The organism is Streptomyces sp. NBC_00207 (assembly GCF_045160965.1).
Taxonomy (GTDB): Bacteria; Actinomycetota; Actinomycetes; order Streptomycetales; family Streptomycetaceae; genus Streptomyces.
On sequence record NZ_CP130715.1, the window covers coordinates 5,440,068 to 5,452,306 of the forward strand.

Consider the following 12,239-nt stretch of genomic DNA (forward strand, 5'->3'; position numbering starts at 1 on the left):
GGCAGTGACGGCAGGCCCGCTCGGGCCCCGGTGACACCTCCAGAGTAGTTGGTGACGGATACTTGCCCCTATGGCTTACGACGATCTCCGCTCGCTGCTCCGGGCTCTGGAGCGGGAGGGCGACCTCAAGCGCATCAAGGCCGAAGTCGACCCGTACCTGGAGGTCGGGGAGATCGTCGACAGAGTGAACAAGGCGGGGGGCCCGGCCCTCCTCTTCGAGAACGTCAAGGGCTCGGCCATGCCGCTGGCCATGAACGTCTTCGGGACCGACCGCCGCCTCCTGAAGGCCCTCGGCCTGAAGTCGTACGGCGAGATCAGCGAGAAGATCGGCGGCCTGCTCAAGCCGGAGCTGCCGCAGGGCTTCATCGGGGTCCGCGAGGCCTTCGGCAAGCTCGGCTCGATGGTCCACGTGCCGCCGAAGAAGGTGAAGGGCGACTCCGCGCCCGTCCAGGAGGTCGTCCTCACCGGCGACGACGTGGACCTCGACCAGCTGCCGGCGCTCTTCACGTGGCCCAAGGACGGCGGGTCCTTCTTCAACCTCGGCCTGACGCACACCAAGCACCCCGAGACGGGCGTGCGCAACCTCGGCCTCTACCGCCTCCAGCGCCACGACAAGCGCACCATCGGCATGCACTGGCAGATCCACAAGGACAGCCGCAACCACTACGCCGTCGCCGCCAAGCGCGGCGAGCGGCTGCCGGTCGCGATCGCCTTCGGCTGCCCGCCCGCGGTGACGTACGCGTCCACCGCGCCGCTGCCTGGCGACATCGACGAGTACCTCTTCGCCGGCTTCGTCGCCGGCAAGCGGATCGAGATGGTCGACTGCAAGACGGTCCCGCTGCAGGTCCCGGCCAACGCCGAGGTCGTGATCGAGGGCTGGCTGGAGCCCGGCGAGATGCTCCCGGAGGGTCCCTTCGGCGACCACACCGGCTTCTACACCCCGCAGGAGCCCTTCCCGGCCCTGAAGATCGACTGCGTGACGATGCGCAGGCGGCCGCTGCTCCAGTCGATCGTGGTCGGCCGGCCGCCGACCGAGGACGGCCCGCTGGGGCGGGCCACGGAGCGGTTCTTCCTCCCGCTCCTCAAGATCATCGTGCCGGACATCGTGGACTACCACCTGCCGGAGTCGGGCGGCTTCCACAACTGCGCGATCGTCTCGATCGACAAGAAGTACCCCAAGCACGCGCAGAAGGTCATGCACGCCATCTGGGGCGCGCACATGATGTCGCTGACCAAGCTGATCATCGTGGTGGACGCCGACTGCGACGTCCACGACCTGCACGAGGTGTCCTGGCGGGCCCTCGGCAACACGGACTACTCCCGCGACCTCACCGTCGTCGAGGGGCCGGTGGACCACCTGGACCACGCCTCGTACCAGCAGTTCTGGGGCGGCAAGGCGGGCATCGACGCCACGAAGAAGCTGCCCGAGGAGGGCTACACCCGCGACGGCGGCTGGCCCGACATGGTCGAGTCCGACCCGGCGACCGCCGCCCTCGTGGACCGCCGCTGGAAGGAGTACGGCCTGTGAGCCCCCTCGTCTCGGGACCCGGGCTGTTCATCGGCAGTCTCACCGCCTTCGTGATGCTGGAGCGCCCGAAGCTCGACCCCACCGACCCGGGCCTGCGGCAGGCCGCCGAGCGGGCGGGCGTGACGGCCGAGGAGTTCGCGGGCCCCGGCGACGTCTGGGCGCTGATGTGGGAACAGGAGGACGGCGAGGGCGGTGGCTTCGAGCTGCCCGGCCTGCGTGACGTCGAGGCCGAGGACTTCGCCGAGCGGCTGCGGCTCGCGCTGGGCACCGGCGAGGCCTGCACGGTCGAGGCCGGGGCCGTGCTCCGCCTCGACGCCCGACCGGCCGGCACCGACGGCTACGCCTTCACCGCCCACGTCACCCCGCCCGAGGGCGAGGACGAGGAGTCGGAGCCCGTGACGCTGGAGCTGGAGCCGGCCCGCACGGCTTCGCTCCTGTCCCACCTGGAAGAGTTCCTCCGGAGCCTCGGGTGACCCCGAGACGGCGGATCGGTGACGACGAGGTCCGGGTCGCGCTCACCGGCCCCCGGGAGCCGTCCGACGCCCGGCGCGTCACCGCCGACATGGAGACAGGGCCGGTACCGCTCGACGGGCTGAGGGCCGAACTCGAACAGTTCCGGAGGGATCTCGCATGATGACCACCGCCGAGGGCGTCCTCGGACCCGGCCCCACGCCGGAGGCGAGCGGCAAGGTCAAGGCCTTCCTGCGGCTCGTGATGATCGAGCACTCGGTCTTCGCGCTGCCCTTCGCCTACATCGCGGCGCTCACGGCCATGTTCCAGCTCGACCGGCACGTGCACTGGGGCAAGCTGCTGCTCGTCACCGTCTGCATGGTGGGGCTGCGGACCTTCGCGATGGCGGCCAACCGGATCATCGACCGCGAGATCGACGCCCGCAACCCGCGCACGGCCGGCCGCGAGCTGGTCACCGGCGCGGTGTCGGTCCGCTCGGCCTGGACCGGCGCAGGGATCGCGCTCCTCGTCTTCCTCGGCTCGGCGGCGCTGCTGAACCCGCTGTGCCTGATGCTGGCGCCCGTCGCGGTGATCCCGATGGTGGTGTACCCGTACGGCAAGAGGTTCACGAACTTCCCGCACGCCATCCTGGGCCTGGCTCAGGCCATAGGGCCGATCGGGGCCTGGCTGGCCGTCACCGGCGAGTGGTCCTGGGACGCGGTGATCCTGGGCCTGGCGGTGGGCGTGTGGATCGGCGGATTCGACCTGATCTTCGGCTCCCAGGACGTGGCCTCGGACCGCGCGGACGGCGTCAAGTCCGTCCCGGCCCGCTTCGGCGTCCCGGCCGCCCTCTGGGGCGCCCGCGGTGCGCACGTCGTGACCACGGCCCTGCTGGCCTGGTACGCCCTCGCCACCGACGCGGGCGCGCCGTTCTGGGTGGGCCTGGCGATCGTCGTCGTCGCCTTCTTCTACGAGCACACGATCGTGACCCCGCACGACCTGTCCCGCCTGAACCGCGCCTTCTTCACGGTCAACGGCTTCATCGGCATTGCCCTGTTCGTGTGCGCCCTGCTCGATCTCGTGGTCCGGGGTCTGACCCTCTGAGGAGGCCGGCCGGCCCGTGGACCCCTGTGCCGTCAGGCCGTGAGGACGGGCTGCCGGCGGGCCGGGCGGCGGTAGAACAGGGCCGTCAGCACGCCGCCGACCAGGCCGCAGAGGTGGCCCTGCCAGCTGACGCCCGCGTCCGTCGGGAGGATGCCCGTGACGATGCTGCCGCCCCAGAGGGCCGCGATGCCCACGGCGACGGCGACGCCCAGCACCTTGCGCTCGACGAAGCCGCGGACCAGCAGGTAGCCGAAGAGGCCGAAGACGACGCCCGAGGCGCCCAGGGTCATCGTGTCCGGCGGGGAGATCAGCCAGGTGCCGATGCCGTCCGCCAGCATGATCAGCCCGCACACCGCGAGGAAGTGCCGGATCCCGGACAGGGCCGCTATGAAACCGAGGGCCAGCAGCGGAACGCTGTTGGAGGCGACGTGGTCGAAGCCGAAGTGGAGGAAGGACCCGGTGACGACGCCCGTCAGGCTGTCCGGGTCGCGGGCCACGATCCCGTACGCGTCCAGCGCGTGCCCGGTGGCGTAGTCGACGGCCTCCAGGGCCCACAGGACCGCCACCCAGCCCAGCATGAGCTTCGCAGCCGCCTTCGCCCGGTCGCTCTGCCGCCACTCGCCCTGATGGACCGTCGTGTCCGTCGTGCTCATCGTGTCCGTGCCCCCTCCCGGCGCCCCAAGTACGGAACGTCCAGGCACCTTACCGAGTGCCCGTCGGCGGTGGCCGGATAGTCTCGGAGGTATGACTGAGCGCAAGCGCACCCCGTGGGTGGTCGGGGTTTCCGGGGCGTCCGGGACGCCGTACGCGGCGGCGGTGCTCCGCGGGCTGCTGGCGGCGGGCGAGAGTGTCGACCTGGTGGTCAGCCGGGCTTCGCGGCTCACCCTGTTGGACGAGACCGGGATCGCCTTCCGCGACGCGCACTGGCGCGACGATCTGGGGGAGTGGCTGCAGCGGGGGGCCGACGGGAAGCCCGGGACCTTCGCGCGCCCGGAACTGGACGACGTCCGCTACTGGGGCGCCGGGGACCTTGCCGCCGGACCGAGTTCGGGCTCGTACCCGGTCAAGGGGATGCTGGTCGTCCCCGCGTCCACGGCCTGCGTGGCGGGGGTGGCGCTCGGACTGTCGAAGGACCTGCTCCAGCGCGTGGCGAGCGTGACGCTCAAGGAGCGGCGCCGGCTGGTGGTCGCGGTGCGGGAGACCCCGCTGAACGGGCAGACGCTGCGGCATCTGGTGGCGCTGGACGAGGCGGGCGCGATCGTGCTGCCCGCCTCTCCGGCGTTCTATGCGGGCGCGACGCACATCCAGGATCTGGTGGACTTCGTCGCGGGGCGGGTGCTGGACGCGGCAGGGGTGCCGCACCGGCTGTACCGCCGCTGGGAGGGGGAGCTGGGCGGCTCCCGTACTCCCCGGGGGGCGAACGGTGGTGACTAGGCCTTCTTGCCGGACAGCGGCTTGCGGGCCTTGTCGACGCGGTAGGCGGCGGCGGGCTGGTGGGCACGGGATCGGTTGGCCAGCTCCTGGAGCTGTCGCATGTGTGCGTGGGCCATCTCGATCGTGAACACGGTGAACCACTCCTGAAGATCGTGATTGATCTGCTGAAAGATTTCGCAGGGTGTTGACCCTGTGTGCCTTAGATTCTATACCTAGACTTGCAGGATCGCCGAATAATGGAAGGCTCCACGTAATGGACACGGTGGACAGGCAGCTCATCCAGGCACTCCGGGAGAACGGTCGTGCCTCGTACGCGGAGCTGGGCCGTCTCGTGGGCCTCTCCGGCCCCAGCGTCACCGACCGCATCAACCGTCTGGAGACGGCCGGCGTCATCACCGGCTACCGCGCGACGGTGGACTCGCGCTCACTCGGCCTCGGCGTCACGGCGCTGATCGGACTCTCCATGTCCGACGCCGCGGACCACGAGGACGTGGCCCGGCGGCTGCGCGACCTCGCCGAGATCGAGGACTGCTGGTTCATCGCGGGCGACGACTCCTTCATGCTCAAGGTGCGCGCCAACGACGTGGACGGCCTGGAGAAGATCATCCGCAGGCTCTCCGGCACCAAGGGCGTCTCGCGCACCCGCACCACCATCGTGCTCTCCACCAAGTGGGAGAACCGGGTCGGGGAGCTGCCCGAGGAAGCCTGAGAGTACGGTTGGGCAGGGTTCGCAGGACAGGCAGAGGGATCTAGAGGAGGCGACCGGCACATGGACGCTGGGCTCAAGCGTGAGCTGGAGGAGAAGGTTCGCTCCGGCGAGCGGCTGACCCGTGAGGACGGCATCGCCCTCTACGAGTCGGACGACCTGGCCTGGCTCGGTGGCCTCGCCCACGAGGTGCGCACGCGCAAGAACGGTGACGTCGTCCACTTCAACGTCAACCGGCACCTCAACATGACGAACGTGTGCACCGCCTCGTGTGCGTACTGCTCGTTCCAGCGCAAGCCGGGCGAGAAGGACGCGTACACGATGCGCATCGAGGAGGCCGTGCGCCTGGCCAAGGCCATGGAGAACGACAACCTCACCGAGCTGCACATCGTCAACGGCCTGCACCCGAACCTGCCGTGGCGCTACTACCCGCGCTCGCTCTCGGAGCTGAAGAAGGCGCTGCCGAACGTCTCGCTGAAGGCGTTCACGGCGACCGAGATCCACCACTTCGAGACGATCTCCGGCATGTCGGCCTCCGACATCCTGGACGAGCTGATCGAGGCCGGCCTGGAGTCGCTCACCGGCGGCGGCGCGGAGATCTTCGACTGGGAGGTGCGTCAGCACATCGTCGACCACCGCACCCACTGGGAGGACTGGTCGCGCATCCACCGGCTGGCGCACTCGAAGGGCCTCAAGACCCCCTCGACGATGCTCTACGGGCACATCGAGGAGCCGCGCCACCGCGTGGACCACGTGCTGCGGCTGCGCGAGCTCCAGGACGAGACCGGCGGTTTCCAGGTCTTCATCCCGCTGCGCTACCAGCACGACTTCGTGGACATGCAGGACGGGAAGGTGCGCAACAAGCTCCAGGCGCGCACGACGATGGCGACCGGCGCGGAGGCGCTGAAGACCTTCGCCGTCTCGCGGCTGCTCTTCGACAACGTGCCGCATGTCAAGGTCTTCTGGGTGATGCACGGCGTGCAGACCGCCCAGCTCGCACTGCAGCACGGTGCGGACGACATGGACGGCTCGGTCGTCGAGTACAAGATCACGCACGACGCGGACAACTACGGCACCCCGAACAAGCTGGGCCGTGACGATCTGCTGGAGCTGATCCGGGAAGCGGGCTTCCGCCCGGTCGAGCGCAACACGCGCTACGAGATCATCCGCGAGTACCCCGGTCCGGACGCGGGTCTGCGCGAGACCCCGCAGGCGATGCGGGTCTGACGTCCCGTCGGCCTTGTCCGACCCCCTCTCGGCGAGTTAACCCCGGCCCATGGGCCGGGGTTTAACTTTTTCTGGACGGGCCGATGAGGTAATGGGTAAACTCGTAAAATGACCCTTACTTTCACCCTGGACCCGGTCGTCGACCCTTCCCTGCGTGAGGGAATCCTCGGGCTGTGGGCCGACGTCTCGAACGCGGGCGGCGCCGTGGGCTTCGTGCCGCCGGTCGTCGCCGACGACATCCGCCCCGCACTCGACAAGCACCTCGCCGGCGTCGCCGACGGGAGCTGCCGCCTGCTCGTCGGGCGTGACGAGGACGGCTCGGTCGCCGCGACCGCCTTCCTCACCCGCAACGCCCACCGGCTGCAGCTCCACTGGCTGTGGGCGTACACGGTCATGGTCCATCCGCGCCATCAGGGCAAGGGCCACGGGCGCGATCTGATGGCCGCGACGGAGAGCGCGGCCCGCTCCCTCGGGGGCATCGACGCGATCCGCCTCACCTGCCGCGGCGGCCACGGCCTGGAGCACTTCTACGCGGCCTGCGGCTACAAGGAGGTCGGCCGCGTGCCCGGCGCGGTCCGGGTGGCCCCGGGCGACGACCGCGACGACATCACGATGCTGCTGCCGCTGTACTGACGTGCGCCGTCGCCCGCCCCCGTACCCCGGAGGGCCGCCGCCGGGCCCCGGCGTGCTTCACTGGACGGGCACCGGCCTGCGTGACGGCCGGCTGCCGACGCACCAGCCGACGTACGACCACGACGAGAGAGAAGGGGTCACCGTGTCCCTCAAGCCGAGCGCGACGATCCGATACACCGCGATGCGCCTGGGCATCTTCGTCGGATGCCTCGTCGTCGTCGCGGGCCTCGTCCGGCTCGGGTGGGTGCCCGCCGGGCTCGGCGACGCCAACGCCGCCTGGGTCGTGCTGCTCGCCCTCGTCATCTCCGCCCCGCTCTCCTTCGTCCTCCTGCGCAGGCAGCGCGAGGAGATGTCCCAGCAGATCTCCGGGCGCGTCGCGGGTGCGAAGGAAAGGCTCGCGGCGAACCGCAGCCAGGAGGACCAGGCCGACGATGCGGCGCGCGTGAGCTCGTAACGCCACAGTTGGCTTCATCACACATCGAACCGCCCCAGCACCGGGTATACCGCCCGTAACGCTGGGGCGGTCGTGTTTTCCGGGGCGGCGCAAGAGGGCCTCGTGCGCCGTTGTCTCAAAGGGCCCCTTTGAGATTCCCAAAGGAGAAGTGTTAGCGTGTCGAACATGTTGACCACAGTTGCGCACCCGATGACCACGAGCGTTCCGCTCGTGATGCGCCTGCACGTCGACCTCTGCCGCCGCGCGTCCGCGGCCTGTTGCTGTTGAGCTGAATCGATACAGCAGCGGTCCCGGCCGGCTCTTCTCCCCCAGGCTCCGCCCGGGGAGGTGCCCCCAAGCTGCTGCCGCACCGCGTCACCACCGCAATACCTCCCCCCATTCTTTGTGCGTCACCTCCGGAGAGTGTCCGTGTCCGCGACCCCCCAGGCCCCTGCCAAGGCCTCGTTCAAGTTCCCCTTCTGGGCCCAGATCGTCGCCGGTCTCGCCCTCGGCGTCCTCTTCGGCTGGATAGCCCGCAGCCAGGACGTCAGCTGGCTCGCCACCACCCTGGAGAAGACCGGCGACATCTTCGTCCAGCTGCTGAAGCTGGCCATCGCCCCGCTCGTCTTCTTCGCGATCCTGGTGTCGATCACCAACCTGCGGAAGGTGAACAACGCCGCGCGGCTCGCCTCGCGCACGCTGCTCTGGTTCATGATCACCTCGCTGATCGCGGTCGGCATCGGCCTCGCGATCGGCCTGCTGACCGACCCCGGCTCGGGCACCGGCCTCACCGCGGCCGACGGCAAGGAGCCCAAGAAGACCGGCTCCTGGATCGACTTCCTGACCGGGATCGTGCCGACGGACATCGTCACGCCGTTCACCGAGCTGAAGGTCCTTCAGATCGTGTTCCTGGCCGTGGTCGCCGGCATCGCCGCCCTCCAGCTGGGCGGCAAGGCGAAGCCCGTCCTGGACCTCGCCGAGTCCGCCCTGGAGCTGCTCCAGAAGGCCCTGTGGTGGGTCATCCGCCTCGCCCCGATCGGCACCATCGGCCTGATCGGCACCGCGATCGCCACGTACGGCTGGGACCTGATCGGCAAGTACGCGACCTTCACCGCCGACATCTACATCGGCTGCGCCCTCGTGATGTTCGGCGTCTACCCGCTGCTGCTCGCCACGGTCGCCAAGGTCAACCCGCTCCAGTTCTTCAAGGGCGCCTGGCCGGCCATCCAGCTGGCCTTCGTCTCCCGCTCCTCGGTCGGCACCATGCCGGTCACCCAGAAGGTCACCGAGCGCCTCGGCGTCCCGAAGGAGTACGCCTCCTTCGCCGTCCCGTTCGGCGCCACCACCAAGATGGACGGCTGCGCCGCGATCTACCCGGCGCTCGCCGCCATCTTCATCGCGCAGATCTTCGACGTGCAGCTGGGCATCAAGGAGTACCTGCTCATCGTCTTCGTCTCGGTCATCGGCTCGGCCGCCACGGCCGGTCTGACGGGCGCGACGGTCATGCTGACGCTGACCCTCTCCACGCTGGGCCTCCCGCTGGCGGGCGTCGGCCTGCTGATGGCGATCGACCCGATCCTGGACATGATCCGCACCGCCACGAACGTGGCCGGCCAGGCCCTGGTCCCGGTCATCGTCTCGGCCCGCGAGGGAATCCTGGACAAGGAGGCCTACGCCTCCGCCTCGGCCTCCCCGCTGGACGAGGAGCCCTCCTCCACCCCGGCCCCGGTCGCCGTCGCGGCCTGACCTCCCGCACGCGCCGCAGCCCCCGCCCCCGTCCGGGCGGGGGCTGCGGCGTTCGCCGGGAGGCGTGCCCCAGGCGTCAGACGGTCTGCGCGCGGAAGTACGCGACCGTCGCGATCAGGAACGGCACGGCGAACCACCACCGGCCCATGGTCCGCCGGTACACGGGGGTGATGGTGATCAGCAGCCCCATCAGACACAGGACGACGGAGAAGTTCCCCAGGAACCGGGCGTCCTCGCGGAACCGGTCGTACGGCGAATCGGGCTGCGTGACCACGGCGGCCCAACAGGCGAGCGCGGCGGGGCCGTAGAGCAGGACGAGCGGGATCCCGAGCACCCACTGCAGGCAGCCCCGGTCCTCGGGCAGGTCGATGTTCTCGCGGGGGAGCCTCATCCGAGCGTCACCATCCGGATCCAGGCGATCATGCCGAGGACCACCGGAGGGGCGAACCACCACGGGCCCAGGGTGCGGCGGACGGGCGGGACGAGGGTGATCAGGATCCCGAGCACGCTGAAGATGACGGCGAAGAGGGCCATCGCCGTCGTCCCGGCGTAGCCCGGATCGTCCCACTCGGCCGCCGGTCCGAAACGCACCGCCGTGTAGACGAAGAACGCGTTGAGCAGGTGCAGGAGGCCGAGCGGGATTCCGAAGGCCCACCGGAGGAAGCGCTGGTCCTCGGGCAGGCCGGTGCTCTCGTGGGGAGGTGTCATCGCATTGCTTCCTTGACCTGGCCGAGCCCCTCGGTGAAGTTGTCACCGTAGTCCTGGGCCTTCTTCGACTCCCAGTACGGGCCGCCGTTGTAGCGGGCGGCGATCTCGCGCATCTGGGCGTCGGTCAACTGGTCGGCCGGCACGTCCGCGTACGGGGTCTCCGACTTGATCTGGGCCAGGAAGCCGGCGGCTATGAACGCGTTCTGGCGGTGGTCCTGGAGGGACTCCTCCACGAGGGCGCGCTGGGCCTCCGTGAGGTGCGCGGGGTCGTAGCCGAGCACTTCGGCGCCGCGCCGGACCTGGATCGCGATCGGGCCGAAGGAGGTCTGGTCGGGCACCCCGCCGAGCCGGCTCGGGAGGTTCTCGGGCGTGATGGGGCTCAGGGGGAACGCGGCGGTGTGGCGGAGGTGGTCGGTGAAGTCGTCGACGTAACCGCCCTGTCCGGCGATCTCGTTCCAGGCGATCCCCGCGACCAGCTCCTCGGGCAGTCCCGCGTGCTGGGCGGCGGCCCGGAGGATCTCCTTGTTGCGGGAGATCCACTGGGCCTTCTCCTGGTCGTTGTCCGGCGGGTTCCAGTACATCTCCTCGCCCTGGGGCAGCCCGGCGACGCGCATCCGGATGTCCTTGAGCTCCGGCGAGACGTAGGTCTTCTCCCCGACCGTCCCGTGCATCTCCCGCTTCGGGCCGCTGCCCGGCAGGTGGGCCAGCGGACTGTTGCGCGCCTCCTCGCCCTCCCGGCGCAGGTCGGCCATGGCGGCGTACAGGTCGGGCCGTTCGCCGCCGCCCTGGACCCGGAGCGCGGGCATCAGCTCGTACGCCTGCTTCAGCGCGTGGACGCAGGTGTCGCGCGCCTCCTGCTCGACGGTCTTGGCGAGGTGGAAGCCGCCGCCCGCGGCGTCGTGGAGCCGGTTCGCCTCGTCGCGGATGTCGTCCACGTCCATGGCCACTTCGGCCAGGAAGTCGAGGACGCCCGTCGTGGCGCGCATGTCCTCCCACTGGCGCATGGGCTCCGCCCGCTGTGCGACCTTGGTGACGGCGATGCCCTTGGTGCCGATGAGCGCGGCGAGCGCCCGTTCCGACCGGGCGCCGTTGCGGTAGTGGGACTTGGCCGTCTCCAGTGCCAGGGCGTAGGCGTGCAGGGCGCTCGCGGCCTTGTCGAAGCCCTGGGCCATGTGCGTCACCAGCTCCCGGGCATCGGTGAGCCGCGTGAAGTACGTCAGGCTTCCGTCGCTCTCCCACTTGGTGCGCTCCGCCCGCCGGGCGGGTTCCTCGACCTCCACGAGGAGGTCGCGCAGCCGGCGGAACTCGTCCGCGTTCCGTTCGACCAGCGCGGGGTTGCACTCCGCCATGAACGTGACGTCGGCGTGGTAGCTCAGACCGCTGCTCATCTGTCCTTGTCCTCCGGCTTCAGGTACACGCCGGTCTCCACGATCCTGCGGAGGAAGGCCGCCGCGGTGTCGTCGTCCACCCGGGCGAAGCCGGTGCCGGTGGTCTTCAGGCGGGTGGCCAGGCCGGCGAACAGGGCGACCGTGTCCTTGAACTGGTCGTCGGCGAACCGGGCGAAGCGGAGGGTCTGGGCCGCGACGTCGGGGTGCGCCCGCGGCGCGCGGGCCATCGTGCTTGCGTCGCCGTCGGGACGGCCCTCGTGCAGCAGTGCGGCGATCTCGATCAGCAGGTTCGCGTTGCCGTTGATGGACGAGGCCCCGGCCAGCAGGCTTCCCGCGGCACTGCCGCCGCCACCCGGCTCGGGCGCCACCTGGTTGAGCCGCATGGGAACGGGCCGCTCCCCGGCCTGCGCGGCGGCCTTGTGCTCCGCCCACTCCGCGTCGAACGTCATGACTACCCCCCGATGTGGCGATCATGTGCATGTTAAACCGGACAAGCCCCCCACGACGCCGTACAACTCCCGGGCAACCTCACGCCCCGACGGGCCGGGGCGTCGGGGGTGGCGGCGGCCGGGTCGCGGTTCTCCGGGATGCGGGCGGGGGTGCGGCGCCGGTCGGCGCCGGGGCGCGGGGGACCGCGATGCGGTGGGGGCGGACGTACAAGAACCCAAAGAACCGGGGGAAAGAACCAACCAACCCCACCCAACCCAGCGTGCGTAGCTCGGATGGGTGAAACGTGCCAACTGAGCTGGATTTGGGGAGGGTTGGCGGGCATATGCTCGCCCCGACCACCTCAGAAATGAGACGGCCCCCGACGGGACTGGCATCCCGGCCGAGGGCCTGACCAACAAGGAAGCAACCTCTTCCCAATGGCTCCCCAGCACC

16 protein-coding genes are annotated in these 12,239 nt (G+C 70.1%); 10 read left to right on the top strand and 6 right to left on the bottom strand.

Annotated features, from left to right (window positions below):
* Window positions 1–70 precede the first annotated feature (70 nt).
* The 4 genes from OG472_RS25805 to mqnP are packed head-to-tail and all read left to right on the top strand — an operon-like array spanning window position 71 to window position 3,082.
* Window positions 71–1,528, top strand: a complete 1,458-nt coding sequence (locus OG472_RS25805; protein WP_383574776.1) for a menaquinone biosynthesis decarboxylase — start codon at window positions 71–73, stop codon at window positions 1,526–1,528.
* Entirely contained in the window at window positions 1,525–2,001 is a 477-nt protein-coding gene (locus tag OG472_RS25810; RefSeq protein ID WP_405831466.1) for a hypothetical protein, read from the top strand. The genes OG472_RS25805 and OG472_RS25810 overlap by 4 nt, the downstream gene beginning before the upstream one ends.
* Window positions 1,998–2,162 carry a hypothetical protein gene (locus tag OG472_RS25815; RefSeq protein ID WP_405831468.1) on the top strand — a complete coding sequence of 55 codons (165 nt, stop codon included), beginning with the start codon at window positions 1,998–2,000 and terminating at the stop codon, window positions 2,160–2,162. The genes OG472_RS25810 and OG472_RS25815 overlap by 4 nt, the downstream gene beginning before the upstream one ends.
* On the top strand, window positions 2,159–3,082 hold the full coding sequence (gene mqnP, locus OG472_RS25820) for a menaquinone biosynthesis prenyltransferase MqnP (protein ID WP_401607656.1): 924 nt from the start codon (window positions 2,159–2,161) through the stop codon (window positions 3,080–3,082). The genes OG472_RS25815 and mqnP overlap by 4 nt, the downstream gene beginning before the upstream one ends.
* A gap of 32 nt (window positions 3,083–3,114) precedes the next feature.
* Here the strand turns inward: mqnP and OG472_RS25825 are convergent, their stop codons facing one another.
* Window positions 3,115–3,735 carry a rhomboid family intramembrane serine protease gene (locus tag OG472_RS25825; RefSeq protein WP_405831470.1) on the bottom strand — a complete coding sequence of 207 codons (621 nt, stop codon included), beginning with the start codon at window positions 3,733–3,735 and terminating at the stop codon, window positions 3,115–3,117.
* 91 nt (window positions 3,736–3,826) lie between these two features.
* Between OG472_RS25825 and OG472_RS25830 the strand changes: the two genes are divergently transcribed.
* Window positions 3,827–4,516, top strand: a complete 690-nt coding sequence (locus tag OG472_RS25830) for a UbiX family flavin prenyltransferase (protein ID WP_401607651.1) — start codon at window positions 3,827–3,829, stop codon at window positions 4,514–4,516.
* On the opposite strand, the gene OG472_RS25835 is transcribed toward OG472_RS25830, so the two are convergent.
* On the bottom strand, window positions 4,513–4,647 hold the full coding sequence (locus tag OG472_RS25835) for a hypothetical protein (protein ID WP_267884487.1): 135 nt from the start codon (window positions 4,645–4,647) through the stop codon (window positions 4,513–4,515). The genes OG472_RS25830 and OG472_RS25835 overlap by 4 nt on opposite strands.
* 122 nt (window positions 4,648–4,769) lie before the next feature.
* Here OG472_RS25835 and OG472_RS25840 point away from each other — a divergent pair, with 122 nt between their 5' ends.
* From OG472_RS25840 to OG472_RS25860, 5 genes are all read left to right on the top strand, one after another.
* Window positions 4,770–5,225, top strand: coding sequence for an Lrp/AsnC family transcriptional regulator (locus OG472_RS25840; protein WP_030388096.1), 456 nt, complete (start codon window positions 4,770–4,772; stop codon window positions 5,223–5,225).
* Between the two features lie 60 nt (window positions 5,226–5,285).
* Entirely contained in the window at window positions 5,286–6,449 is a 1,164-nt protein-coding gene (gene mqnE / locus OG472_RS25845; protein WP_030710107.1) for an aminofutalosine synthase MqnE, read from the top strand.
* A 108-nt stretch (window positions 6,450–6,557) separates the two neighbouring features.
* Window positions 6,558–7,082: a GNAT family N-acetyltransferase gene (locus OG472_RS25850; protein WP_401607647.1), complete on the top strand. Its 525-nt coding sequence runs from the start codon at window positions 6,558–6,560 to the stop codon at window positions 7,080–7,082.
* 52 nt (window positions 7,083–7,134) lie between these two features.
* On the top strand, window positions 7,135–7,536 hold the full coding sequence (locus OG472_RS25855; protein WP_383574761.1) for a DUF4229 domain-containing protein: 402 nt from the start codon (window positions 7,135–7,137) through the stop codon (window positions 7,534–7,536).
* Window positions 7,537–7,944: 408 nt separating this feature from the next.
* The gene (locus OG472_RS25860) at window positions 7,945–9,261 is read left to right on the top strand and encodes a dicarboxylate/amino acid:cation symporter (RefSeq protein WP_383574759.1); all 1,317 of its coding nucleotides are present in this window, start codon (window positions 7,945–7,947) and stop codon (window positions 9,259–9,261) included.
* Window positions 9,262–9,337: 76 nt separating this feature from the next.
* On the opposite strand, the gene OG472_RS25865 is transcribed toward OG472_RS25860, so the two are convergent.
* From OG472_RS25865 to OG472_RS25880, 4 genes are read right to left on the bottom strand one after another with little or no spacing between them, the layout of a single operon-like run.
* Window positions 9,338–9,652, bottom strand: a complete 315-nt coding sequence (locus OG472_RS25865; RefSeq protein WP_405831472.1) for a hypothetical protein — start codon at window positions 9,650–9,652, stop codon at window positions 9,338–9,340.
* On the bottom strand, window positions 9,649–9,969 hold the full coding sequence (locus tag OG472_RS25870) for a hypothetical protein (protein WP_401607639.1): 321 nt from the start codon (window positions 9,967–9,969) through the stop codon (window positions 9,649–9,651). The genes OG472_RS25865 and OG472_RS25870 overlap by 4 nt, the downstream gene beginning before the upstream one ends.
* Entirely contained in the window at window positions 9,966–11,357 is a 1,392-nt protein-coding gene (locus OG472_RS25875; protein ID WP_401607636.1) for a hypothetical protein, read from the bottom strand. Before OG472_RS25875 ends, OG472_RS25870 begins: the two co-directional genes overlap by 4 nt.
* Complete coding sequence (locus OG472_RS25880) at window positions 11,354–11,806, bottom strand: hypothetical protein (protein ID WP_405831473.1); 453 nt, start codon at window positions 11,804–11,806, stop codon at window positions 11,354–11,356. Before OG472_RS25880 ends, OG472_RS25875 begins: the two co-directional genes overlap by 4 nt.
* Window positions 11,807–12,239 lie beyond the last annotated feature (433 nt).

Coding starts and splice junctions, on each gene's coding strand:
- OG472_RS25825 (WP_405831470.1), bottom strand. CDS start 3,735: ATGAGCACGACGGACACGACGGTCCATCAGGGCGAGTGGCGGCAGAGC.
- OG472_RS25805 (WP_383574776.1), top strand. CDS start 71: ATGGCTTACGACGATCTCCGCTCGCTGCTCCGGGCTCTGGAGCGGGAG.
- OG472_RS25875 (WP_401607636.1), bottom strand. CDS start 11,357: ATGAGCAGCGGTCTGAGCTACCACGCCGACGTCACGTTCATGGCGGAG.
- mqnP (WP_401607656.1), top strand. CDS start 2,159: ATGATGACCACCGCCGAGGGCGTCCTCGGACCCGGCCCCACGCCGGAG.
- OG472_RS25865 (WP_405831472.1), bottom strand. CDS start 9,652: ATGAGGCTCCCCCGCGAGAACATCGACCTGCCCGAGGACCGGGGCTGC.
- OG472_RS25850 (WP_401607647.1), top strand. CDS start 6,558: ATGACCCTTACTTTCACCCTGGACCCGGTCGTCGACCCTTCCCTGCGT.
- OG472_RS25840 (WP_030388096.1), top strand. CDS start 4,770: ATGGACACGGTGGACAGGCAGCTCATCCAGGCACTCCGGGAGAACGGT.
- mqnE (WP_030710107.1), top strand. CDS start 5,286: ATGGACGCTGGGCTCAAGCGTGAGCTGGAGGAGAAGGTTCGCTCCGGC.
- OG472_RS25880 (WP_405831473.1), bottom strand. CDS start 11,806: ATGACGTTCGACGCGGAGTGGGCGGAGCACAAGGCCGCCGCGCAGGCC.
- OG472_RS25830 (WP_401607651.1), top strand. CDS start 3,827: ATGACTGAGCGCAAGCGCACCCCGTGGGTGGTCGGGGTTTCCGGGGCG.
- OG472_RS25870 (WP_401607639.1), bottom strand. CDS start 9,969: ATGACACCTCCCCACGAGAGCACCGGCCTGCCCGAGGACCAGCGCTTC.